Annotated in this window: 20 protein-coding genes; 10 read left to right on the forward strand and 10 right to left on the reverse strand. The window is 62.5% G+C overall.

The window, feature by feature from the left end:
• Positions 1-8 precede the first annotated feature (8 nt).
• Positions 9-1,043 (reverse strand): Gfo/Idh/MocA family protein, encoded by a 1,035-nt coding sequence (locus EUU22_RS09120; RefSeq protein ID WP_129331708.1) that lies wholly within the window; start codon positions 1,041-1,043, stop codon positions 9-11.
• Between the two features lie 138 nt (positions 1,044-1,181).
• Here EUU22_RS09120 and EUU22_RS09125 point away from each other — a divergent pair, with 138 nt between their 5' ends.
• Entirely contained in the window at positions 1,182-2,231 is a 1,050-nt protein-coding gene (locus EUU22_RS09125) for a LacI family DNA-binding transcriptional regulator (protein WP_129331709.1), read from the forward strand.
• Positions 2,232-2,327: 96 nt separating this feature from the next.
• Here EUU22_RS09125 and EUU22_RS09130 read toward each other — a convergent pair whose 3' ends face one another.
• Positions 2,328-3,251: an AraC family transcriptional regulator gene (locus tag EUU22_RS09130; protein WP_129331710.1), complete on the reverse strand. Its 924-nt coding sequence runs from the start codon at positions 3,249-3,251 to the stop codon at positions 2,328-2,330.
• Positions 3,252-3,453: 202 nt separating this feature from the next.
• Here EUU22_RS09130 and EUU22_RS09135 point away from each other — a divergent pair, with 202 nt between their 5' ends.
• The 8 genes from EUU22_RS09135 to EUU22_RS25575 all read left to right on the forward strand — a co-directional run bounded on the left by EUU22_RS09135 (position 3,454) and on the right by EUU22_RS25575 (position 13,793).
• Positions 3,454-4,920, forward strand: coding sequence for an alpha-glucosidase/alpha-galactosidase (locus EUU22_RS09135; RefSeq protein WP_129331711.1), 1,467 nt, complete (start codon positions 3,454-3,456; stop codon positions 4,918-4,920).
• 97 nt (positions 4,921-5,017) lie between these two features.
• Positions 5,018-7,105 (forward strand): ABC transporter substrate-binding protein, encoded by a 2,088-nt coding sequence (locus EUU22_RS09140; RefSeq protein WP_129331712.1) that lies wholly within the window; start codon positions 5,018-5,020, stop codon positions 7,103-7,105.
• 97 nt (positions 7,106-7,202) lie between these two features.
• On the forward strand, positions 7,203-8,210 hold the full coding sequence (locus tag EUU22_RS09145; RefSeq protein ID WP_129331713.1) for an ABC transporter permease: 1,008 nt from the start codon (positions 7,203-7,205) through the stop codon (positions 8,208-8,210).
• Between the two features lies 1 nt (position 8,211).
• Positions 8,212-9,345, forward strand: a complete 1,134-nt coding sequence (locus tag EUU22_RS09150; RefSeq protein ID WP_129331714.1) for an ABC transporter permease — start codon at positions 8,212-8,214, stop codon at positions 9,343-9,345.
• 13 nt (positions 9,346-9,358) lie between these two features.
• Positions 9,359-11,026, forward strand: coding sequence for an ABC transporter ATP-binding protein (locus EUU22_RS09155; protein ID WP_129331715.1), 1,668 nt, complete (start codon positions 9,359-9,361; stop codon positions 11,024-11,026).
• Positions 11,027-11,049: 23 nt separating this feature from the next.
• Positions 11,050-12,423, forward strand: a complete 1,374-nt coding sequence (locus EUU22_RS09160) for an alpha-glucosidase/alpha-galactosidase (RefSeq protein WP_129331716.1) — start codon at positions 11,050-11,052, stop codon at positions 12,421-12,423.
• Positions 12,424-12,678: 255 nt separating this feature from the next.
• Entirely contained in the window at positions 12,679-12,981 is a 303-nt protein-coding gene (locus tag EUU22_RS09165) for a cupredoxin domain-containing protein (RefSeq protein WP_129331717.1), read from the forward strand.
• A gap of 323 nt (positions 12,982-13,304) precedes the next feature.
• Positions 13,305-13,793, forward strand: a complete 489-nt coding sequence (locus EUU22_RS25575) for a hypothetical protein (protein ID WP_245484943.1) — start codon at positions 13,305-13,307, stop codon at positions 13,791-13,793.
• 4 nt (positions 13,794-13,797) lie between these two features.
• Here the strand turns inward: EUU22_RS25575 and EUU22_RS09175 are convergent, their stop codons facing one another.
• Entirely contained in the window at positions 13,798-14,436 is a 639-nt protein-coding gene (locus tag EUU22_RS09175; protein WP_129331719.1) for a response regulator, read from the reverse strand.
• A 2-nt stretch (positions 14,437-14,438) separates the two neighbouring features.
• Entirely contained in the window at positions 14,439-15,779 is a 1,341-nt protein-coding gene (locus tag EUU22_RS09180) for a sensor histidine kinase (RefSeq protein ID WP_129331740.1), read from the reverse strand.
• Positions 15,780-16,102: 323 nt separating this feature from the next.
• Here EUU22_RS09180 and EUU22_RS25240 point away from each other — a divergent pair, with 323 nt between their 5' ends.
• Positions 16,103-16,708: a hypothetical protein gene (locus tag EUU22_RS25240; protein WP_165351114.1), complete on the forward strand. Its 606-nt coding sequence runs from the start codon at positions 16,103-16,105 to the stop codon at positions 16,706-16,708.
• A gap of 141 nt (positions 16,709-16,849) precedes the next feature.
• Here EUU22_RS25240 and EUU22_RS09195 read toward each other — a convergent pair whose 3' ends face one another.
• From EUU22_RS09195 to EUU22_RS09220, 6 genes are all read right to left on the reverse strand, one after another.
• Positions 16,850-17,938 carry an ABC transporter ATP-binding protein gene (locus tag EUU22_RS09195; RefSeq protein WP_129331722.1) on the reverse strand — a complete coding sequence of 363 codons (1,089 nt, stop codon included), beginning with the start codon at positions 17,936-17,938 and terminating at the stop codon, positions 16,850-16,852.
• A 9-nt stretch (positions 17,939-17,947) separates the two neighbouring features.
• A complete protein-coding gene (locus tag EUU22_RS09200; RefSeq protein ID WP_129331723.1) occupies positions 17,948-20,194 on the reverse strand; it encodes a glycoside hydrolase family 2 protein in 2,247 nt (748 codons plus the stop codon).
• Positions 20,195-20,206: 12 nt separating this feature from the next.
• Positions 20,207-21,022, reverse strand: a complete 816-nt coding sequence (locus EUU22_RS09205) for a carbohydrate ABC transporter permease (protein WP_129331724.1) — start codon at positions 21,020-21,022, stop codon at positions 20,207-20,209.
• A complete protein-coding gene (locus EUU22_RS09210) occupies positions 21,019-21,915 on the reverse strand; it encodes a carbohydrate ABC transporter permease (protein ID WP_129331725.1) in 897 nt (298 codons plus the stop codon). Before EUU22_RS09210 ends, EUU22_RS09205 begins: the two co-directional genes overlap by 4 nt.
• A gap of 101 nt (positions 21,916-22,016) precedes the next feature.
• Positions 22,017-23,285: an extracellular solute-binding protein gene (locus tag EUU22_RS09215; protein ID WP_129331726.1), complete on the reverse strand. Its 1,269-nt coding sequence runs from the start codon at positions 23,283-23,285 to the stop codon at positions 22,017-22,019.
• Positions 23,286-23,419: 134 nt separating this feature from the next.
• Complete coding sequence (locus tag EUU22_RS09220) at positions 23,420-24,460, reverse strand: LacI family DNA-binding transcriptional regulator (RefSeq protein ID WP_129331727.1); 1,041 nt, start codon at positions 24,458-24,460, stop codon at positions 23,420-23,422.
• Between the last annotated feature and the right edge of the window lie 246 nt (positions 24,461-24,706).

The following is a 24,706-nucleotide window of genomic DNA, read 5'->3' on the forward strand; positions in this document are numbered from 1 at the left end:
CTTGTTCCCTATGCTGCGATTGTGACGCGTCGCCGGTCGCGGGCGCTGTCAATTGCGCCGAAGACCATGGCGAGGCTCTTGATGTTGTCGCTGCCGTCGGTCTCGGGACGGCTGCCGCCGCGGACCGCCGAGACGAAACTCTCAATCACGCTCGCATGGCCGTGGGTGTCCGCCTCGTTCGCGGGTGCGGGCACGATCACCGGTTCGAGGGGGCGGAGGAAGCCGTCCGTTCCGGCGACGACCTTCGCCTCGAACGTGTCGGCGCCGTCCCAGAGAAGCGTGCCTTTCGTGCCGACGATCCGCCATGCACTCTCCCAACTCGTCGGCCCGCCCTCCGCGCACCAGGAACCGCGATAGGTGAAGACGACCTCGTCGGAAAACTCGAAGATGGCGTCTGCCGCAGCGCCATGGCGATACCAGGAGCCGGGCGGATTGTATTCGTGGCAATAGACGGCGAGCGGATCCTTGCCGGACATGAAGCGCGCGGCATCGAAGGTGTGGATCGCCATGTCGAGGAGGAGGACGTGGTCCATCTCCTCGCGAAATCCGCCGAAATGGGGCCCGAGGAAGAAATCGCAATGAAGGCCGGTCAAACGGCCGAGCAGGTTCTCCTCGATCAACCGGCGAATGCGGCGCACGCCGGCGATGAAGCGCCGGTTCTGCACGACGGCGTGGAGCCGACCGGCCCGATCGGCACGTTCGCGCAGTTCACGGGCCTCCTCGATCGAGGCCGCCATGGGTTTCTCGCTCAGCACATGGCAGCCATGGGCGAGGCCGGCGGCGACGACGGCGCGCCGGGCGGACGGGATGACGATGTCGAAGAGGAGGTCAGGGGAGGTGCGGCGAAGCATGGTCTCGAGATCGGTGTCGATCGCGACGTTGGCCAGACCGGACTCGTAGGCGAGTGCCTCGGCGGCCGCACGGTCGATGTCGACGAGACCCACGACCGTCACGCTGTCGCTCAGGTTGGGGGTGTCGCGAAGCGCTCTCAGCCAGCCTTTGGCCATACTTCCACACCCGCACAAGACGGCCTTGTACGTCACAGGTTTCCTCCCGAGTTCGAAAGCCGGAAACTCCTCGATTGGCTTCCGTAAACGTTTACGATACTATGCGCGGGAATTGTTTTATGTCAATAGGGCAACGGTGCGGCCTTCGGGTCGACGGGGGGAGGATCCGGAAAAATGAAGGGAATACGCCAGCTTGCCGAGCAACTCGGCATTTCGATCGGCACGGTTTCCCGCGCCCTCAACGGCAAGCCGGATGTCGCTGAAGAGACCCGGCGACGCGTGCTCGATGCGGCCGAGGCGCTGGGTTACGTTGCCAACCAGTCGGGCAGGGCGCTGCGCAAGGGATCGACCGGGATCATCGGCTTCATGATGCAGACCGGGCCGGAAATCACGGGCCAGGGCGATACCTTCTTCATGAGTGTATTTGACGGCGTGCAGACGGTCTTTGCCCGTCACGGTCTCGATCTCGTCGCGCTGCTGTGTTCCTCCGAGGAGAATCCGCACGACTATCTGAAAAGGGTCGTGGCGCGCGGTTTTGCTGACGGCATCATCCTCTCGGCCACGCGGCGCCACGATGCCCGGTTCGAGCTGCTCGCCAAACGCAAGATCCCCTTCATCACGCTCGGACGAAGCCTGACTGATGTCGGGCAGCCGTGGATCGATCTCGACTTCGAAGGCATGGCGGAGACGGCAGTGGAGCGGCTGGTCGCAAAGGGGCATCGCCGCATTGCCGTCAGCCGGCCCCATGACGACGCGAACCTCGGTTATGTCTTCGTCGACCGCTGCCGGGAGGTCCTTGCGCGTCATGGGCTTGCACTCGCCGAGGAACACATCTTCCGTTCGACGCCGAACGAGGCGGGGGGCTACCAGATCGCCCGTGATCTGCTGGCCTGCAAGGAGCGCCCGACGGCGATCCTTCTCGTCAATGAGGTGAGCTCGACCGGTCTTTATCGCGGGCTCAACGAGGCCGGGCTGGTGCCGGGGCGTGACATCGCCGTGATCGGTCGTCAGAGCCCGCATTCGCATTTCCTGTCGCCGCGGCTGACGGCCTTTACGCTCTCACTGCGCGATCTCGGCATAGCGCTTGCCGAGACGCTGCTCGCCACAATGCCAGCCTATGCTGAGCCCTATGCCGATCGTCCGGCACGCCTGCTCTGGCCGATGACGCTCGTGCCGGGCGAGAGCGACGGCGAGCTGGCGGAAGATGCGCACGTCTCCCTGTGATTTCGATATGGCGTGACCGCAGTGATATCGGCGACGTTGGTGCGACGAGTGTGAACAGGGCGCGATGGGCGTCGGCGCCCCGATCGGACAGCCTGATTAGCCGGCCGCGGCGGCTTGCCGCCCCTTCCGCGCTGTCGGACTTGCGACGCTCGCATACATTCCGCTGGTTCTGAAATCGCTCGGGCTGGTGCCGTAGAGGCGGCGGAAGACCTTTGAGAAGTAGTTCGGGTCGTCGAAACCGCAGAGGGCGGAGACCTCCTTGATCGGCATCTCCGCCGTCTTCGTCAGCAGCTTTGCCGCGCGCCGAAGCCGTTTCTGCAGGACGAACTCTGCCGGCGGCAGGCCCTCGCTGGCAGTGAAAATGCGCGAGAAATGCGCGCGGCTCAGGCCAGCGACGGCCGCGAGATCGCCGACCGCGAGACGCTGGTCGAGGTGGCTCTCGATGTGGCTGAGGACATGTTGCAGGGCGCGGTATTCCTGGGCGAAGGTCGGATGGGAGCCGAAGACGTCATCATAGAGCGCCATCGCAGCCTCATAGGCGATCGCGGACGCCGCCCCGGGCGTTTCCGCGCCGGTCACCAGCCTGTGGCAGCAATGGGCCAGCTGGTCGATCGTCCCCGCCTTCAGCCGCAGGACGGGACCGGTCATCGCAAGGATCGAGCGATGGATGCGCAGTGCCTCCTCGCCGTTCATGGAGATCCAGAAGAACTCCCAGGTCTCGTTCCTTTCCAGCCAGTAGCGGTGATTGTGCGGAATGAGCAGGAGCAGCGTCTCGCCCGGCCGGACCTGCATCGTCCGGTTCTCGTAACGCAGGTTTCCCCGTCCGCCGATGGTGTGTTGCAGGACGGTGAAGGGGGCGAGGCCGCGCTTGCGTCCGTCCCAGTCATAATCTCCCCCGAGGCGGATCTCGTAACCGCTGCTGGTCGGCATTGTGTGCAGGCTCTGGCGCCCCCTGGGCAGCGACACGGTGCGGCTTGCCGGCCCGAAATCGAGAAGATTCTGCAGCACAAAATTACCCATGATAGCACAATCCTTCTCTGGCTCCGCCCGGGAATATACGCATAATCGCTGTCACGGGAGAAGTCGGAGAGCGTGTTTCCTCAGAGGGACAGCGCGAAAACGGCCGGTTTTCTGGCCGGTGTTCGGCATGTCGCCAACGAATTTCCATCCTCCAATTGTCGTCGTCGGTTGTGGTGCCAACTCCGCAAGAAGGGTCTGACGAATGGGTTTCAAAATCGCTATCATCGGTGCCGGCAGCATCGGCTTCACCAAGAAGCTTGCAACCGACATCCTTTGCGTTCCCGAGTTCCACGACGTGGAATTCGCCCTGACCGACATCAGCGAACGTAATCTCGGCATGATCCGGGACATTCTGCAAAGAATGATCGAGGCAAACCGGCTGCCGGCGCGGGTGACGGCGACCACCGACCGGCGCCGGGCGCTCGACGGCGCGCGCTACGTCATCAGCTGCGTGCGCGTCGGCGGGCTGGAAGCCTATGCCGACGACATCGCGATCCCGCTCAAATACGGGATCGACCAATGCGTCGGAGACACCATCTGTGCCGGCGGCATTCTTTACGGCCAGCGCAACATTCCGGTCATTCTCGATTTCTGCAAGGACATCCGCGAAGTGGCGGCGCCGGGCGCGAAGTTCCTGAACTACGCAAACCCGATGGCCATGAACACCTGGGCGGCGATCGAGTACGGCAAGGTCGATACCGTCGGGCTTTGCCACGGCGTGCAGCACGGCGCCGAGCAGATCGCCGAAGTGCTCGGCGCACAGTCGGTCCGCGAACTTGATTATGTCTGTTCCGGCATCAACCACCAGACCTGGTTCGTCGACCTGCGGCTGAACGGCCGCAAGATCGGCAAGGATGAACTGGTGGCAGCCTTTGAGGCGCACCCCGTCTATTCGCAGCAGGAGAAGCTTCGCATCGATGTGCTGAAGCGCTTCGGTGTCTACTCCACCGAGAGCAACGGCCATCTTTCGGAATACCTGCCGTGGTATCGCAAGCGCCCGGATGAGATCGCCCGGTGGATCGACATGTCCGACTGGATCCATGGCGAGACCGGCGGTTACCTCCGGTATTCGATCGAAACCCGCAACTGGTTTGAGACGGACTTCCCGCAGTTCCTGGAGTCGGCCGGCAAGCCGATCGACCGGACGAGGCGCTCGAACGAGCATGCCAGCCATATCCTGGAGGCGCTGGAGACCGGACGGGTCTATCGCGGGCACTTCAACGTCAAGAACAACGGTGTCATCACAAACCTGCCGGCGGATGCCATCATCGAGTCGCCCGGTTTCGTCGACCGCTTCGGCATCAACATGGTTTCGGGGATCACATTGCCGGAGGCCTGCGCGGCCACCTGCATGGCCTCGATCAACGTCCAGCGGATGGCGGTCCATGCGGCGATCTCGGGCGATATCGATCTCCTGAAGCTCGCCGTGCTGCATGATCCGCTGGTCGGTGCGGTCGCGACTCCGGAGGAGGTCTGGCAGATGGTCGACGAGATGGTCGTCGCCGGGGCGCGCTGGCTGCCGCAATACGCTCATGCAGTTCCGGCGGCGCAGGAGCGGCTGGCGAACGCAAAGGTGAAGACGCGGGATTGGATGGGGGCGGCACGGCGTGAGGTTCGCTCGCTCGACGAGATCCGGGCGGAAAAGGCTGCAATGAAGAGAGCAGGCTGAGGCGAGAAAGACAGGGCGACGAGAGGGAGTCGGCGCCTTCGCCCCAGTGAGCCAGTCAGGTGTTTGACGCATCTGCCACAGAGGGAGGAACGGGACGATGCACTATCGAAAGAAGTTCGGGAGAATTGCTCTGCTGAGCGTCGGCGTATCGATGATCGCGCTGGCGGCGCATGCCTTCGAGGCCACAACACCACCGGAGCCGCCGGCTTTCCCAGCGGAAGCCAAGGTCACCTATGTGGCGCGAGATTCGATCCTCGAGTTCAAGGCGTTACCCGGCTATTCTGAGCCGGACTGGGTCTCTGAAAAGTTCGAGAAGGCTGGCAAGCTGCCGCCGTTGAAAGACCGCCTGCCGGAGGAGCCGCTGGTCTACAAGGCGGCCAACATGCCCGACGGGATCGGCGTCTACGGCGATACGCTCAGGCACGTGATTGGCGGCCGGCCGGAAGGCTGGAATTATATGGCGGGGCAGAGCCAGGGATGGGGCGGCATCGACATCGGGCTTTCCGAATGCCTGACGCGCACCGCACCGCTCTTCCAGGTCAATGCCGAGGACACCGAACCGCTGCCGAACCTTGCAAAGAGCTGGGAGTGGTCGAAGGACGGACACAAGCTGACCATGCATCTGGTCAAGGGTGCGAAATGGTCGGACGGTCATCCGTTCACGGCAGATGACGTGATGTTCTATTGGGAGGATGCGGTCCTCGATCCGAACGTTTCTCCCCTCGGCGGCGGGGCCTCTCCGGAGGCCTTCGGCGGGGGCACGACACTCGTCAAGATCGACGACTATACCGTCGAGTGGACCTTCAAGGAGGCCTTCCCGAGGCAGTATCTTTATACAATGGCCTATCCGAGTTTTTGCCCCGGCCCGGCGCATGTGCTGAAGCCCAAGCACCCGAAATACTCCGACAACAGCTACGACCAGTTCAAGAATGCCTTCCCGCCGGAATACATGAACATGCCGGTCATGGGGGCCTGGGTGCCGGTCGAGTATCGCCCGGACGACATCATCGTGATGCGCCGCAATCCCTATTACTGGAAAGTGGACGAGAAGGGCCAGCAGCTGCCGTATCTCGATGAGGTGCATTACAAGCTCTCGACCTGGGCCGATCGTGACGTGCAGGCGGTCGCCGGCTCGGGAGATATCTCCAATCTCGAACAGCCGGAAAACTTCGTGGCGGCGCTGAAGCGGGCTGCGGAGCCCGACGCACCAGCCCGTCTCGCCTTCGGACCGCGCCTGATCGGCTATAATCTCCTCATGAACTTCTCGGCGAACGGCTGGGGCAATCCCGACGAGCGCGAGCAGGCTGTCCGGGAGCTCAATCGTAATCCCGAGTTCCGCAAGGCCGTGACGTCTGCGCTCGACCGCAAGGCGATCGGCGACAGTCTTGTGAAGGGGCCGTTCACGGCGATCTATCCGGGCGGACTATCGTCCGGGACGAGCTTTTACGACCGCAATTCCACGGTCTACTATCCCTACGACCTCGAGGCGGCGAAGGCAGCGCTCGAGAAGATCGGCCTCGTCGACACCGACTCTGACGGCATCGTCAATTTCCCGGCCGGCACCGCCGGCGGCGCGAACGTCGAGATCGTGGTTCTGGTCAACAACGGCTATACGACGGACAAGAGCCTCGCGGAGGGTCTCGTCGGACAGATGGCAAAGCTCGGCATTCGCGTCGTGATCAACGCGCTCGATTCCAACCAGCGTGATGCGGCCCACTATTCCGGCCGCTTCGACTGGGCGGTGCGTCGTAACACGACCGAGCTTTCCTCAGTGGTGCAGAACACCGAGCAGCTGGCACCCGTAGGGCCGCGCACCAGCTGGAACCATCGTGCACCCGAGGGCAAGGACGTCGACATCATGCCGTTCGAGGCGGAGATGGCCGAGCTGGTCAATCGCTTCATCACCTCGCAGGACAATGCCGAGCGGGCAGAGCTGATGAAGAAATACCAGAAGGTCTATACCGAGAACCTCTACACGATCGGGCTGACGGAATATCCCGGCGCGCTCATCATCAACAAGCGGTTCTCGAACGTCCCCGCCGGCACGCCGATCTACATGTTCAACTGGGCCGAAGACTCCATCATGCGCGAGCGCATGTGGGTGGCGGCCGACCGTCAGGGCAAGTACGAGCTCTACCCGGAGCAGTTGCCGGGCAAACCGGGCGACGGTGGCCCGATGAACTGACTTTCCTCCCTGAAGCCCCACCGGCCGCGCGTGGAGCGCGGCCGGGCAGGACGAGGGGTCGAGCCGGAGGGTCGCCGTCGCAATGGAGAGAGTGTAGATGCTGAGATTTCTTCTGACGCGGATCGGTTCGGCGGTGCCGGTGCTCCTGATCCTGAGCGTCGTGACCTTTGCGATCATCCAGGCGCCGCCCGGCGATTATGCCGATTACATCCGCTCGCAGCTGATGAACCAGGGGGGTGCATCCTACGAGCAGGCGGAGGCGCAGGCCCAGGCCTACCGGGTGGAACACGGCCTCGACAAGCCGATGGCCGTCCAGTACGTCAACTGGATCTCGGGCATCGTGGCCCGCGGCGATTTCGGCTACAGTTTCTACTATAACAAACCCGTCGCCGAGGTCGTCGGCGAAAGACTGCCGCGAACGCTGGCGCTGGCGCTCGTCTGCCATATCCTTGCTTCGCTCTTCGGCATCAGTTTCGGGATCTGGGCCGCGACGCGGCAGTATTCCTGGGTCGACAATCTCCTTTCGACGGTCTCCTTCCTCGGCATGACGATCCCGCGCTTCCTGATGGCGCTGGTGCTCGTCTACCTGATGGTGTTCCACTATGACGTCTCGGAAATCGGCAGCTTCTTTTCTCCGCAATATGGCGGCGCACCCTGGTCCTGGGCAAAGTTCGCCGATCTCGTCAGCCATGTATGGCCGGTGGTCGCAATCGCCGTGTTTGGCGGGCTCGCCTACAATATGCGTGTCATGCGCGGCAATCTCCTCGACACGCTGAATGCGCAGTATATCGAGACGGCGCGGGCCAAGGGGCTTTCGGAAGGCACCGTCATCCTGCGGCATGCCGTTCCGAATGCGCTCCATCCGCTGGTAATGTACCAGGGCGTCGTTCTGCCCTATATGCTCACGGGCGAAATCGAGACGGCGATCATCTTCTCGCTGCCGACGGTGGGGCCGGCGATCGTCGGCTCGATGGCAGTCGGCGACGTCTACGTCACCGCGACCTTCATGATGGTGCTCGCAGCGACATTGATCGTCGGCAACATCATCGCCGACATGCTGCTGGCGCTGCTCGACCCCCGCGTCCGCGAACTCGGGAGGGCGTGAGATGGCGGCACTCGAGGAAATCCGGCCCGATCCGGTCGCCGAGGAGACGGTCACCAGAGCAAGCGGCAACGAGAGCTATTCGGCTCTGGTCTGGCGCCGCTTCAGGCGCTCGCTGACCGGCATCATAGGGCTTGGGCTGGTTGCGTTGCTGGTGGTCACGGCGTTGTTTGCCGAATTCTTCTCGCCGATGAACCCGATGGCGACGGATGCCAGCTTCTCGCCGCCCCAGACCGTCAGCTTCCGGGACAAGGACGGGCGGCTCAGCATCTCTCCGCGGGTTTACGCGAACGCGGAGACCGAGGAACTGGACCCCGTCACCTTCCAGCCCATCGTAGGGCCAGATTACGACAACCCGCGCTATCTCGGCTTCTTCGTCAGGGGAAGCGAATACCGGCTCCTCGGCCTCGTACCGACGGACCGGCACTTCTTCGGTTCGATCGATGGTGAGCCGGTGCATTTCCTCGGGACCGACAAGTTCGGCCGCGACGTGCTCTCGAGGGCGATCCACGGCTCGCGCGTTTCGCTCGCCATCGCGCTCAGCGTCGTGCTGATCGTGACCGTGGTCGGCACCACTGTCGGGCTGGCGTCAGGCTATTTCGGCGGGGTCGCGGACGCCTGGATCCAGCGCTTCGTGGAGATCGTGCTCGCTTTCCCGCAATTGCCGCTCTATCTCGCACTCACCTCGCTCATTCCGGTCACGGCACCGACCCATGTCTTCCTCACCTTCGTGGTGGTCGTCATGTCGGCGCTCGGCTGGGCACAGATGTCGCGGGAGGTTCGCGGCAAGACGCTGGCGCTCGCCCGCATCGACTACGTGCGCGCCGCGATAGCGGTCGGCGCGACGGATCGCCGGATCATCTTCCAGCATATTCTTCCGAACGTAATGAGCCATGTGATCGTGGCGGTCACGCTCCACATTCCGAGCGTGGTGCTCCTGGAATCCTTCCTCGGCTTCCTCGGCTTTGCCGTCAAGCCGCCGCTGATTTCCTGGGGCCTGATGCTGCAGGACACCGCGACGTATTCGGTCATCGGCTCTTATCCGTGGATCCTCGCGCCAGTCGGCTTCGTGCTCGTGACGGTTTTCGCCTTCAACGCGCTCGGCGACGGCTTGCGCGACGCCGTCGATCCGTACTGAAGGAGGATTGCTCATGGCACTTGCGGCAACCGAGAACTACGCACCGGCAATGCGCTTCGACAGCGCCGAGCGGGCTGACGCCCCGATCATCGATGCGCGCAATATCGGCGTGACTTTCAGGGTCGAGCATGGGACGGTCGAGGCGGTGAAGGACATTTCCTTCCAGCTCTACCGCGGAGAGACCGTGGCGATCGTCGGCGAGTCCGGGTCGGGCAAATCGGTCACCGCCCGCACCGTGATGGGTCTCCTTTCCAGGCGCGCCGTGGTGTCGGCGGCGGCAAAGGTTGCCTTCAACGGCACCGATATCCTGACGTTCTCGCCGCGTGCCCGCCGGGCGCTCCGCGGCGACCGGATATCCATGATCTTCCAGGAGCCGATGAGCTCTCTCAATCCGCTCCACACCATCGGCAGCCAGATTGTAGAAGCAATCCGTGTGCACGCGAAGGTGAGCCGCAGGCAGGCGGAAGCGCGCGCGCTCGAACTCCTGAAACAGGTGCAGATCCCCGAGCCGGAAGCGCGGCTGAAGCAGTATCCGCACCAGCTTTCCGGTGGGCAGCGACAGCGCGTCATGATCGCCATGGCGCTTTCCAATGATCCGGACGTGCTGATCGCCGACGAGCCGACGACGGCGCTCGATGTCACTGTCCAGGCCCAGATCCTCAATCTCATCCGCGCGCTCCAGCAGGAACGCGGCATGGCGGTAGTACTGATCACCCACGATCTCACCATCGTCCGCAAGTTCTCCGACTATGTCTACGTGATGCAGCATGGCGAGATGCGCGAGCACAACACCACGAAGCGCCTGTTCGAGGTGCCCCGCCATCCCTATACGCGGCGGCTGCTCGCCTCCGAACCGCAAGGGGGCGCCGCGCCGCTGCCGGCAAATGCCGAGCCGCTGCTGACGGCGAGCGACGTGCGCGTCAGCTTCATGATGCGCCACGGCGGCATCTTCAGGCCCGATCTCAGGGAACTGGTTGCCGTCGACGGTCTCGGCCTGACGCTCCGCCGGCACGAAACACTCGGCATTGTCGGTGAATCCGGTTCCGGCAAGACGACCTTCGGGCAGTCGCTCATACGGCTGAACGAGCCGAGCGCCGGTGAAATCCGCTTTGACGGAGAGCGTGTCGACGGCCGCTCCCGCGCGGACATGCGGCCACTCAGGGCACGCATGCAGATCGTGTTCCAGGACCCCTTCGCCTCGCTCAATCCGCGCATGACGATAGGCCAGATCATCGAGGAAGGACTGGTCGTCAACGGGCTTGGGAAGACGCGCGCCGAACGCCTCGACAGGGTCAAGGATGCGCTTGAGGCCGCCGGCATGCCGACGGACATCCTGTCGCGGTTCCCGCACGAGTTCTCCGGCGGGCAACGCCAGCGCATCGCGATCGCGAGGGCGGTGGCGCTCGAGCCCGAATTCATCCTGCTCGACGAACCGACGTCGGCACTCGATCTCTCGGTACAGGCGCAGATCATCGAGCTGTTGCGGAAACTCCAGGCGGAGCAGGGCCTCAGCTACCTGTTCATCTCGCATGACCTGAAGGTGGTGCGCGCACTCTGCCACCGCGTCATCGTCATGCAGCACGGGCGGATCGTGGAGGAGGGACCGGTCGACGCGGTGCTCTCGAACCCGAAAACAGAATACACGCGGCGGCTCGTCAGGGCTGCCTTCGATATCGCATGATTTTCCATTGCCGGAGGTAAGACATGGCAGGACATCCCAGGATCACATTCATCGGTGCGGGCTCGACGGTGTTCATGAAGAACATCATCGGCGACGTGCTGCAGCGCCCGGCGCTTTCCGGCGCGGCGATCGCGCTTATGGATATCGATCCGCAACGGCTCGAAGAGAGCGCGCTCGTCGTCAACAAACTCATCGCCACGTTGGGGGTGAAAGCCAAGGCGGAGACCTACAGCGACCAGCGCAGGGCGCTCGCCGGCGCCGATTTCGTCGTCGTCGCCTTCCAGATCGGCGGCTACGAGCCTTGCACCGTCACGGATTTCGAAGTGCCGAAGAAGTACGGGCTCCGCCAGACGATCGCCGATACGCTGGGCGTCGGTGGGATTATGCGGGGCCTGAGGACTGTGCCGCATCTCTGGAAGATCTGCGAGGACATGCTTGCGGTCTGCCCTGACGCCATCATGCTGCAATATGTGAACCCGATGGCGATCAATACCTGGGCGATCGCGGAGAAATACCCTGCGATCCGCCAGGTGGGGCTCTGCCATTCGGTTCAGGGCACGGCGATGGAGCTCGCCCACGACCTGGACATTCCTTACGAGGAGATCCGTTACCGCTCGGCCGGCATCAACCATATGGCGTTCTTCCTGGAATTCGAGCACCGCCAGGCGGACGGCAGCTATCGAAACCTTTATCCGGAGCTGGTGCGCGCCTATCGCGAGGGACGGGCGCCGAAACCCGGCTGGAACCCGCGCTGCCCGAACAAGGTGCGTTACGAGATGCTGACGCGGCTCGGCTATTTCGTCACCGAGAGTTCGGAGCATTTCGCCGAATATACGCCCTATTTCATCAAGGAGGGGCGCGAGGACCTGATCGAAAAGTTCGGTATTCCGCTCGACGAATATCCGAAGCGCTGCATCGAGCAGATCGAGCGTTGGAAAGGGCAGGCGGAAGCCTACCGGTCGGCCGAAACGATCGAGGTCACCCCGTCGAAGGAATATGCTTCCTCGATCATCAACTCGGTCTGGACCGGCGAGCCTTCGGTCATCTACGGCAATCTGCGCAACAATGGCTGTATCTCCTCGCTGCCGGCCAATTGCGCGGTGGAGGTGCCGTGTCTCGTTGACCGCGGCGGTATCCAGCCGACGTCCGTCGGGGCGCTGCCGCCGCAGCTGACGGCACTGATGCGCACCAACATCAATGTCCAGGAGCTGACGGTCGCCGCCCTGATGACGGAGCGCCGCGAGCACATCTTCCATGCCGCGATGATGGACCCGCACACCGCCGCCGAACTCGACCTCGACCAGATATGGTCGCTCGTCGACGATCTCCTTCTCGCGCACCGGGATTGGTTGCCCGGCTGGACGCAATCGCCGGTCCGGCAGGCGAAGGCGAGCTGACGAGGCGCGTAGTCGGTGACAATGCTCGAGCGGCCCATTTTATGGGCCGCTCGAGCTTTCCAGAAACAAGGGGCGAGACGGGCTCCAGCACAGCGTTCGTTGATCGTGTGATGCCGATCCTACCGGTCAGGACGATTGAATGGTATCCTGCTGCGCACCAAGGAACGGCCTTGTGCCGTCGCCAAAGACACCTTGTCGAAGAATGAACCGGGCGACGGGATATCGCTACCTCCCTGGACGAGGAGGAACAATCAAATGCGTATCGCTCTTACGTTTGCCATGCTTGTCCTTGCGCTGCCGGCCTATGCTGCCGGTCACACGGTCCAAATCAAAGGGATGAAATTCAGTCCGGCGAGGCTTCAAGTCGCGGTCGGTGACACCGTTACCTTTGCCAATGCCGATTCCATCCGCCATACAGCCACCGCACTGGACGGTTCGTTCGACACGGGAAGGCTTGCCGCAGGCAGGGCTGCGACCGTGAAGATTACCACGGCCGGCAAACATGATTTCAGGTGCATGATCCACCCCTCGATGAAGGGCACCGTGACAGCGAAATAGCGACCTGAACGGTCGACCGGTTTCGCCCGTGGCACCCGCGGCTTCGATCGAGCGGCCATGCGGGAAGGTGCAGAAGCGCTCGGCACAGACATGTCGAGCGGCATTGCCTCGCTGTCGAATGCGCACCCCGGCCGCGTCGAAGAGGACGCATTTGCCGAAGTCGAGGCCCACTGTCAGTTTGGACCGGACCTAGGTCCCGGGATGGCCGGGACCTAGGTCCGGACGACGGCGAGGAAACGTCCTACGACTGGCATTCGGGAAGACATGGAATGGTCACTCGTGTAAAAATGACAGCCAAGCCTCGAGAAGCCAGGACCGGACGGATGTCGAACCCTGAACACCTCCCGTTGAAGGATAGCCGCCTTATCATGCGCCGAATGTCCGTTGTTGCTTTCCTCCGACTGGCAGTCATTTTTGCCGCGGTCACGGCGCCCGTTACCCTTGATTTTTCCTCCTCCGGCATTGCCCTGGCGCCGGCCGAGGCGAGCGCCAAGAACGGGGGCGGAAATGGTGGCGGTAATGGCGGTGGCAACGGTGGAGGAAACGGAGGTGGAAACGGCGGAGGCAATGGACACGGAAGCGAATCCCGATCCTCCGATAAGGCCGATCGTTCCGAAGCGACAACGGGACAGGCGCAAGGGGCAGACGAGGTCGATCCCACGCTTCCCGCCATCGGCTTTCGTCACAAGCGCGGCATAACGGAAGCGGTTGTGAACGGGCGATACATCATGAAGGACGCACGTGGCCGAACGATCGTGAACCGGCTGGCAACCACCTCGGATAGACGCCGGATCGAAGCGCTCCTCCAATAGTCTGTCAGGTCTGGCGCGCGTCACGCAGCGCCATTGCCGCTTCGGTGCGGTTGGTGACACCGAGCTTGGTCAGGATTTGTGTCATGTGGTGTTTGACGGTCTTTTCCTGCAGATCGAGTTCGATGGCCACATGCTTGTTGCTCATGCCGACAGCGACCAATTCAAGAACCTCCATTTCCCGCGGCGTCAGGCTCGCGATGAGCGCGGACTTGCTCGGCATCTCGGTGCGGGCGGAAATCAGCCGGGCTGACAGCGTCGGGGCAACATAGCCATCTCCGGCTGCGACCGTGCGGATAGCGTCGGCAAGCGTGAGTGCTCCCACGCCCTTCAGGACGTAACCCACCGCGCCGCGGGTAAGCGCCGTCGTGACATCTTCGCTCGTCTCTGAAACGGTGAGCATGACGATCCTCTGCGAGGGCGCGACGTCCAGAACGGCCGGGATCGCGTCAAGGCCGCCGCCCGGCATGGATATGTCCATCAACAGGACGTCCGGCTGCAGGGTCCCGGCGATGCGGACCGCATCCGCGCCGGAACTCCCTTCGGCGACGATCTCGAACCCGTCGATCTCCGACAGGCTTCGCGTCACTCCCTCCCGGAACAATGGATGGTCGTCCACGACCGCGACCCGTATCCTCGTGTCCATGGCTACTTCGTTTCCCCGATACTCGTCGTCATGCGCAGGACGGTGCCGGCCTTAGACGAGGTGATTTCGAATGTTCCGCCGAGACTTTCGACCCGTTCGCGCAAGCCCGCAAGTCCGAGACTGGTCGACCGGACATAGTTCACGTCGAAACCGGAGCCTCGATCGGCAACTTCGACGATGAGGAGCCCGCCCTCGGTGCGCTGGGAAACGGCCTGCCCGATGCCGCCGGCGTGGCGGTAGGCGTTGTTCAACCCCTCCTGCACGAAGCGATAGAGGCAGATCTTGGCGGCTGGCGAAAGGTGCTCAGGTGGCGCAGAAACCGACAGCGCCACCGACGTTCCGGTCCGCATCCGGTGGGCGCGGACGGCTTCCTGCAGTATATCGGGGAGGCTTGCCCCTTCGATCTGCGGCAGCACGAGGCCGCTGCAAATCGTGCGGATTTCCTGCATGGCCTCATCAAGGCTGGCTTTGATCGCGACGATTTCATTCCTGCTCGTCTCATCTGACCCGGTCGATCTTCGCAGCGCCTCACCGTCGAGACGCAGGGCGGCATAGGCCAGAAGCTGGGCAGGACCGTCATGCAGATCTGCCCCTATGCGGCGAAGGTACCCTTCGTTGAGCGTCGTTGCGCGTTGCGTTGCGCGTTGCACGCGCTCCCTCAAGGCTTCGTTCTGCGACAGCGAATGGGAAAGCTCCTCGACACGTTGCTTCAAGTCATGACGCTGGCGCTCGATCGTCCTGCTTCCGCGAAGAACGATCGCCGACAAAAGAACGAAGAAGACAAAGGTAAAGGCGGCTACGGCGAGCCAGGTGTGCAACCTCGTCCGGAGAAGGCCCTGCTGGAATTCGCCTGCCGCTTCGTGGAATTCGGAGACGGCCACGACCTGCCCCGACCACGGCTGCAGGACGGGATTATAGATCTTCAGGATAGGCAGCGCCGCCCCGCTCTGGTCATCTCCTTCACCGGTGGCGACGAACCGCGCGACCATCTGGCCGGAAAAGGCTGTCTTCAGCAAATCGCCGGGGGCGTGCCTGGTTCCGGTAATGGCTCCGTCATTTGCATACAAGACCGTTCCATCCGACCGCCAGAGACGGAAAAGAAGAAGGCGATCGCCGAGTGCGCCTTGCCCGAGCGTCTCATCCAGGGCGCGTGTCGTCGTATCGTCGAGCACTTCATTGCGCTGCATGTCCGGAAGGAGCGGCGCGATCACGCTGTCGACATAAAGTGCCGTCGCCGCGGCCGCATTGCTGGTGACGGTATCCTCGACCCGGTTCGAAACAAAAGCCCCGATCAGCGCCATGGCGCATACCGAAACAGCGCCGCCCATGCTGAGAAACTGCATGGCAAGCGACTGGGAATTCCAACGGGAGATGAGTTTGCTGATGCGCACTGGGTGCTCGAGTCGATTGCCGAAAAATGCGGCAAGATGGTCGTTCGAGGTTAGGGGAGGCGGCTGCGACTGGCAAGACCTCTCCCTCCTTTCCGCCCCCTCATATCGGCGCTTCCGGACCTTTGATCGGGTAAGCCCCCGGACTTAGGTCCGAGCCGAGGTGGTATTGGACGGGGGACGGTACCGCGCCGGCATGTCGGCGATTAGTCTTTCCGGAGTAGTTCGCGCCTCCTCAAGGGGGACCGAACTATGTGATGAACTCGAGGAGATACCCAATGGCTATCAACAACACGATCGTCCGGAGTGTTCTTGCACTCGGCCTGGCAGTGGCCCCTGCGGCTGCCGGCATGACGGGCTTTGCGACCATTGCCTTTGCAAAGGACGGCAATGGAGGCGGTAACGGCGGCGGAAACGGAGGTGGCAATGGTGGCGGCAATGGCGGGGGCCATGGCGGCGGAAGCGGGAAATCCTCGTCCGCGCACTCGGGCGAACACGGTAAATCCTCGCTGAAGGCGCAGCGCACCTCCAAGGTGTCCGTCGCCAGCGACGTGGCGAAAACGCCCGGGCTGCGCTCGCTCAACCGCAACTATCACGCCTACCTCAACTCGAGCGATCCGCGCATGACGGCGGTTGCCGCCTATGCACTGGCATACGCCGAGTTCGAGGCGGCCAATGGCGTTGAGGCAATTCCGACCGATCCCGAACTGAGTGATGAGGCACTGCGCGAAGCGCTTGCCAGCTTTACCAAGGACGGGGTTGTCACGGATGCGACGCTGGAGGAGGCGAAATCCATCCTCGGCGTGGGTCCTGAAGTCGGAAAGATCGATCAGATCCGCGAGTCGCTTGCCACCGACGAAAGCGAACTGGAAGCCGCTGAGTAAAGACAATGCGGCAGCCGCTGGTTTGCGGTTGCCGCAGTTTCTTGCGCGAGCGGCGGGATATGGGCCGCACGACGGCGCAAGGGCCGGGCAACACGTCGCCCAAGGACCCCGGCTTCGGCGGTCCAGAGCCGAACGTGAGATTTACCGAATTCGCACCCCGGCCGCGTCGAAGAGGAAGCATTTGCCGAGGTCGAGACCTACGTTCAGCCTGCTGCAATCGGGCGCGAACCGAAACCCTTCCTGCTCGACGATGATGCGCTCGTCGGCCGAGAGATCGGCATAGATGTAGCTCGTATTTCCGAGATGCTCGACCACGTCGACGTCGATCGTCAGATCGGCGTCGCCTTCGCCGGCGGGCAGGAAATGCTCCGGCCGGATGCCGAGGCTCACCTCGTCGCCGACGGAAACCCCGCTCGCGCGGACGGGGAGGTCGAACCGGACATCGGGCCGGCTTGAAAGCGCAACCGCCACATGGCCGTCCCCGACGGCGGCAATCCGCCCGCTGAGAAAGTTCATCCGTGGGGAGCCGATGAAGCCGGCGACGAAGGTATTGGCCGGGTCGTCATAGAGTTCGAGCGGCGCACCCACCTGTTCGACGACGCCGGCCCGCAGGACGACGATCTTGTCTGCGAGCGTCATCGCCTCCACCTGGTCGTGGGTGACATAGACGATGGTCGACTTCAGTGCCTTGTGCAGCTTGGCGATCTCGACGCGCATGTGCACACGCAGTTCGGCATCAAGGTTGGAGAGCGGTTCGTCGAAGAGGAAGACGTCCGGGTGACGGACGATGGCGCGGCCGATCGCGACGCGCTGGCGCTGGCCGCCGGAAAGCGCCTTCGGTTTCCGGTCCATCAGGGGGCCGAGCTCGAGAATGCGCGCCGCATCGTCGACGCGCCGGTCGATCTCCTGGCGGTCCATGCCGGCGAATTTCAGGGCAAAGCCCATGTTCTCGCGTACCGTCATGTGCGGGTAGAGCGCGTAGGACTGGAAGACCATGGCGATGCCGCGCTTCGACGGATCGACGTCGTTCATCACGGTGCCGCCGATCGTCAGTTCGCCGGAGGTGATGTCCTCGAGCCCTGCGATCATGCGCAGCAATGTCGACTTGCCGCAGCCCGACGGACCGACGAAGACGACGAACTCGCCCGCGCCGATGGTCAGGTCAATGCCCTTGATGATCTCCAGCGCGCCGAAGCGCTTGCGTATGTCGGTGAGGCGAACATCGGCCATGGCGGGATCTCAACTGACGGTGAAGGTGACGGATTGAGCTGCAAAGCGGCGGCTCGCGACGACAAGTTCGATGCTGCCCCGTTCGTCGCCGGCCTCCACCCAGAACCCGGTGGCGCCGCCTTTCAACGTATGGTCCGTCGGTCCGATGATACGGCCGGGGCCCGAAAGGGCAAGCGAGACCGGCTCCTCGAAGTAGGGCAGCAGGTTGCCGCACTGATCAAGGGCCCGAACCACGACGCGCACCGCATCCTTCTCACCGGCGCGCAGCGCCGTGTCGTCCGCCTTGACGTCCAGGGTTGCGGGAACCGGATCGGCCGGCAGGACCAGCGTCTTGACCACCTTGTCGTCGAGATAGCCGGTGATCGTTCCCTCGCGCCAAACGCGGCCCCAGGAGCCGAATTCCTCCTGCGTGACGGTCCGCAGGTCGAGGACGACCGGCGGGTGCGGAAGATGCGGATAGGTCTCCCGGTCGGGATAGATCCGCTTTGCCGGCCATTCGCCGAACTTGACGTCGACATAGTCGCAATTGGTGAGGATGATCAGCGGCAGCACGCCGCCGATATTGCGCTCCCCGCGTGCCCAGAAGGTGACCGGCTGTAGCACGACGTTCTTTTCTGGATCGCCCTGGCTCGCATAGGCATAGGCCGCCAGTTTCGGGATACGGTACATGTCGAGGACGCCGTGATAGCAGATGCGGTCGCCCGAGCCGAAATCCTTGTGGGTATTGTAGTCGAACATGCACCAGCCGGTGGAGCCGGAGATATTGCCGTCGCCCGCGGCTGCGTTGAGCACCAGAAGGTGGCGGGTCACGTGCTCGGCCTGGCGCTGCTCCTGGTCGAAGCGCTTGGTCGGGTACATGTGGCCGTTATATTCGGTGATCATGTAGGGGATCGGCCGGGTGATGCCGGTCGTCTCCACCCTGTCCCGCAGGACGACACGCCCGCGGTTGTTGCCGGGCAGTTCCTCGTTGCCGAGGATGAAGTCGTTCATCGTGTAGACGTCTTCGAGCAGCTCCGAATTTGTGATGAAGCGCACGCCGCCGGTCTGGCGCGTCGGGTCGAGTTCGCGGGCGAGCCGGTTCGTCTCTGCGTAGAAGTCGTGATTGTCCTGGCTCTCGTTGATGCGCACGCCCCAGATGATGATCGACGGGTGGTTCCAGTCCCGCTCGATCATGCGACGAACATTCTCGATTGATTCCTGCTGCCAGGCCTTGCCGCCGATATGCTGCCAGCCGGGGATTTCCTCGAAGACGAGGAGGCCGATCTCGTCACAGCGATCGAGGAACCACTTCGACTGGGGATAGTGCGAAGTGCGCACGATGTTGCAGGCGAGTTCATGTTTCAGGATGTCGGCGTCCTTCTCCTGGGCGCGCCGGCCCATGGCGTAGCCCGTGTGTGGCCAGGACTGGTGACGATTGAGCCCGCGCAGCTTGAGCGGCTTGCCGTTCAGCAGGAAACCGTCCGGTGTGAAGCGGGCGGTCCGGAAGCCGAAGCGCTGTGTGAACGTGTCCTTGCCGTGCTCGGTCTCGAGCGTCAGGGACAGTGTGTAGAGCGTCGGATTATCGATGTCCCAGAGCGTAATGCCGCCGAGATCGGAGAAGGTGAGGAGTGCTTCTTTGCCGTCCAGTGCCACAGACGCAGCCGCGATCTCGGTTCCGCTGCTGTCGGCGATGGTCGCGGCAATATTGGCGGAGAAGGGTCGATTTTCCGGGTTGGCGAGGAAGATGCGTGCGGTGACGGTCTTCCTGTCCGCGAGCGCATCGGGCGTCTCGATCTTGACGTTGCCGATCGAGACGGGACTTGCGACCTTCAGCCAGACATCGCGATAGATGCCGGCATAGCAGAGATAGTCGATCTGGCCGCCGAAGGGCGGGATTTCCGGGTTCTCAGAGCCGTCGACCTTGACGGTGATCAGGTTGTCGCCGGGCACGAGATGGGGCGTGAGCCGCGCCTCGAACGGCGTGTAGCCGTCCTTGTGGGCGACGATCTCGCGCCCGTTCAGATAGACGACGCTGTCGGCCATGGCGGCGTCTAAGACGAGCGAGATCTCGCGGCCCTCGAATTCCGGTCGCCAGGCGAGGATCTTCTGATACGTGAACGGCTTCTGGTATTCCGTTTCATCGAAGTAGTTATAGGGCAGTTCGACGGCGTTGTGCGGCAGGCGGACGATCTCTCCCTCCTGCAGGGCGGAGACGCGCGCCGGCTCGAAGCCGTGGCGAAAGAGCCAGTTGCCGTTGAAATTCTCGATGATGCGCATGGACCGATATTCCTATTTCACTGAGCCCAACATGCCCTGCACGAACTGGCGCTGCATGAGGAAGAAGATGATCAGGGTGGGAAGGGTGGCGAGGATCGTGCCGATCATGACCACGCCGTAGTCGGGGTAATAGGCGGAGGCGAGCGAGGAAACGACGAGGGTGATCGTCTTGGTTTCGTTCGACTGCAGCACGATGAGCGGCCAGAGATAGCTGTTCCAGTTCGTCATGAAGACGATGACGAGGGCCGCCGCATAGGTGGAGCGCATCACCGGCACGTAGATGTAGAGGAAGATCTGCCATTCCTTGAGGCCGTCCACCTTTGCCGCATCGCGCAGCTCCGTCGGAAACGCCTTCGTCGACTGCCGGAAATAGAAGATGATGAAGGCGGAGGCGACCGTCGGCAGCACGATCGCGATATGCGTGTTGATGAGGCCGGTTTTCGCCATCATCATGAAGAGCGGGATCATCAGTGCTGCAAAGGGCACCATCAGCGTCAAGAGCACGAGTGAATAGATCCTGTCGCGTGCCTTGGACTTGAACATCTCGAAGCCGTAGCCCGCCAGCGACGAGACGATGATGGTGGAAAGCGTGGCGAGGACGGCCACCTTGGTCGAGTTCCAGAAGACCAGCGGCACGTCGACCAGTGTGAAGAAGTTCGCGACGTTCGTCCCGAACGCGCCACCGAAACTCGTCTTGCCGCTGATGATGTCGATCGACGTGTTGGTCGCGCTGATCATCATCCAGAAGAACGGGAAGAGCGAGAGAAAGGCGGCGACGCCGAGAAAGACGTATTGCAGCATGGCTGCAGTGAGGCGCGAGGTGTTCATGAGCGGTCCTTCGCGGCATAGAACTGCAGGAAGGAGAAGAGCGCCACCATGATGACGATGACATAGGAGATCGTCGCCGCGTAGCCGAAGCTCGGCATGAAGCGGAAGGTGAGATTGTAGATGTAAAGCGAGAGCGTCAGCGTGGCATTTGCCGGGCTGCCGCGCCCTTCGGTCAGGTTGTAGACCTCGTCGAAGAGCTGGATGGTGCCGATCGTCGAGATGATCGTCGTGAAGAGGATCACCGGCTTCAGCATAGGCACGGTGATGTAGAGGAAGCGCGCCCAGGCCGGCACGCCGTCGATCCGCGCGGCCTCGTAGATCGACCTGTCGATGTTCTGTAGCGCCGCGAGATAGAAGATCATGTTGTAGCCCGTCCAGCGCCATGTGATGGCGAGGATCACCAGCACCTTTGCCCAGAAGGGCTCGGTGAGCCAGCCGATCGGTGCGTCGGTCAGGTGAAGGGCCAGCAATGCCTGGTTTACAACCCCGTCGACGGAAAACATACTCTTGAACAGAACGGAATAGGCGACCAGCGAGGCGACGCAGGGCAGGAAGATCGCGGTGCGGAAGAAGCCGATGAACTTCAGCCGGTCGTTGTTGAGCACGGCGGCGAGCAGCAGCGCCAGCACGATCATGATCGGCACCTGCACCACGAAGAAGGTGACGGTATTGGTGAGTGCCTGGAGAAAGACGGGGTCGTTGGAAAGCCGGACCACGTTTCCGAAGCCGGCAAACTTCATCATCATGCCCTTGCCGGAGAAGAAGGACAGATAGAGCGAGCGCAGGATCGGATAGACGAGGAAGATCGAGATGAGCAGGATCGAAGGGGCGATGAACAGCCAGCCGTTCAGATCGTGATAGCGTTTCAATCCGCCTGCTTTTCCGGCAGCCATGGGAATACCTTCATCGCCGAAGACAAGGGCCGGAACGTCCCCTCACGAGGAAAGGACGCTCCGGAAGGTGGGGCGGTTTCCGCCGCCCGCCGGGGGAGGAACTACTGGATCTGGCCCTCGGCCTGGCTCTGGATAGCCTTCAGGACCTCGTCCACATTGGCGCCCTTGGCGAGATCGGGAAGGTGGACCGTCACGGCCGTATCCACCTCGTTGGTGAAGATGCCGTAGTTGACGGAAGGAACCTTCGCCAGCCAGTCGGAAAAGTTCTGCCAGACCTTTTCGCCGCCGAAGAAGGCATCGGCTTCGCCGTAAGCCGGGCCCGTACGAGCTGCAAGCAGTGAACCGACGGCGCCGCGCTCGGTCAGGATTTTCTGGTAGAAATCGACATCCTTGGCGTAGACCTCGTTGAGGAAGTCGATCGCCTCGTCCTTTTCGGCCGAGCTGTCGATCACATACCAGCTGGAACCGCCGAGGTTGGAGGCATTCGAGGCACTCTCGACATTGAGCTTCGGAATGGGAGCGACGCCCCACTTGCCCGCCTGGTCGGCTTGCGCCTTGACCGTGCCGGTGATCCAGACGCCGGTGGTGACGGTCGCGACATCGCCGGAAGTGAAGGTCGAGACCCACTCCGTCCAGCCGGCGGCGGGCTTGTGGAGATTGGCCTGCAGGATCTTCTGTTCGGTTTCGAGCGCAGCCTTCAGCGCGGCATTGCCTTCGATTGAGAGATTTCCGTCCTTGTCGAAATACCAGCTGCCGGCCGACTGCATGAGGATGCGAACGAAGCCCGCGTCATTGACGTCGAGGCCGAGCATCTTCTTGCCGGTCTTTTCCTCGACCGCCTTGCCGATCTCGATATAGCGGTCCCAGGTGAGATCCTGCATGTCCTCCGGCTTGAAGCCGGCCTGTTCGAGATAGTCCTTGCGGTAGTAGAGCCCGGTGACGCCGGAATCGAAGGGCACACCGTAGACGGAGCCGTCGAGCGTCATCAGCTGGACCTTGTAGGGGGCGAAGCCGGAGTAGTCGATCTTGTCCGAAAGGGCGGCGAAGGCGCCGGGGAAGGATTGCAGGTATTTCTGTGCACCGTAATCCTCGATCAGGACGATGTCCGGCAGCGCGTCGGTGGTGCCGGAGGAGAGCGCCGTCTGGAGCTTCTGTTCCACGTCCGCCTTGGCGAAATCGACCACATTGAAAGTGGTCTCGGGGTGCTTTGCCGTATAGCGGGCGCCCGCTTCCTTCATAATCGCGACGTTGAAGTTCGGATCCCAGCACCAGATGGTGATTTCGCCGGCGAAGGCTGCGGTGGATGCGAGAAGGCTCGCGCCGGCAAGCGCGCCGGCCGCAAAGCGAGACAGAATCGTCCTGTTGTTCATTGTTTCCTCCCAAGAAACCGATGCGGCAGGTTCCCTCTTTGCCGTCAGCGCAAGATTTACCGAAATCGGAGGTGCGCGCAAGTAAAATTTAGTAAATATTTATTGCGGTCGCGAATTGCGAAAATCGCCCGGATTTACTGGGGCTTGCGGCAGCTCGCGCGCCAGATCAGTTCGGTCGCTATGCGTACCTGCTTGCCGTAACTGCGCCCGGAGAGGCGCTCGAGCAGCAGGTCGACCGCCGTCTCGCCGATGTGTTCGCTATGGATGCGAACGGTGGTGAGCGGCGGCGTCAGGAACTGGGCGACCGGAATGTCGTTGAACGAGACGACCGCAATGTCGTTCGGAATCGAAAGCCCGGCCTCCTGGAGTGCCCGGTAGGCGCCGATCGCCATGTTGTCGTTCGATGTCACGATGACGTCCGGTCGCTCGGAGAGCGCCAGGAGTTCGTGGGCGAGGCGATAGCCCGTTTCGAGCCGCAGGCTCTGTCCTGTGGAACAGTCGGCGAGCGCGAGCAGGTCGGGCTCGAAGGTGCCGTTTCGTCTCTGCCAGTCGATATAGGCGGCGCAGCGCTTTTCGGCGAAGCGCTGTACGCTGTCGTTGAGCTTTTCGTGGCTGCCGATGAAGCCGATGCGGTGGTATCCTGTGGCTTTCAGGCCGTCGAGGATCTTCATCGTCGCCAGTTCCACGTCGGAGAAGACACTGTCGAGCGCATCGTCCTTCGGGTCGAAATCGGCAAAGACGAGGTGGCGTGCGTGCTGCCTCAGCCAGGCGATCTCATGGTCTGAATGCTTGCCGATGACGATGATGCCGGAAGCGCCCGAGAGCAATCCAGCCTCGGGCAGGGCGTCCGAGTGGAAGACCTTCACGATCTCGGTCCGGAGGTCGCGGCAGCGCGTCTCGATGCCGAGGCGCACGCCGATGTAGTAAGGATCGGCGATCTCGTCGGAAGGCTCCAGGAAATGCACGATGACGAGCTTGGTGAGCAGGCTGGGCGCGGTCTGGGTCGTCGCCTTGTTGCGGTTGCGCGGCGTCTCGTAGTTCAGCGCCTCGGCCGTTTCGATGATCGCCTGCCGCTTGGCGGGGGAGATCGACAGGGCAGGGTCGTAATTCAGCACCCGCGACACGGTCGCGGAGGATACGCCCACGGCCTTGGCGATTTCCTTGATCGTTACCATTCTGTCTTTCAGTTCCTTTCGGGTAGCCACCCGGCATCGAAGTGCAGGCTTCAACATTGTTTTAGTAAATATTTATTCCGGAAAATGCAATGACGGGTTCGCACCGACAAGCGATGACAGTGGGGATACAGCTATAGCCAAGCGGTGGATTCCTCTCACATCAGGTTTTTTGTCAATGGTTCATTTTGATGGCATCACAAAGCCTCCTTTGTTCGCGGATCCACGGTCTGAGCCCATCGCTTTACC

The sequence above is a fragment of the Ciceribacter ferrooxidans genome (genome assembly GCF_004137355.1).
Taxonomy (GTDB): domain Bacteria; phylum Pseudomonadota; class Alphaproteobacteria; order Rhizobiales; family Rhizobiaceae; genus Allorhizobium; species Allorhizobium ferrooxidans.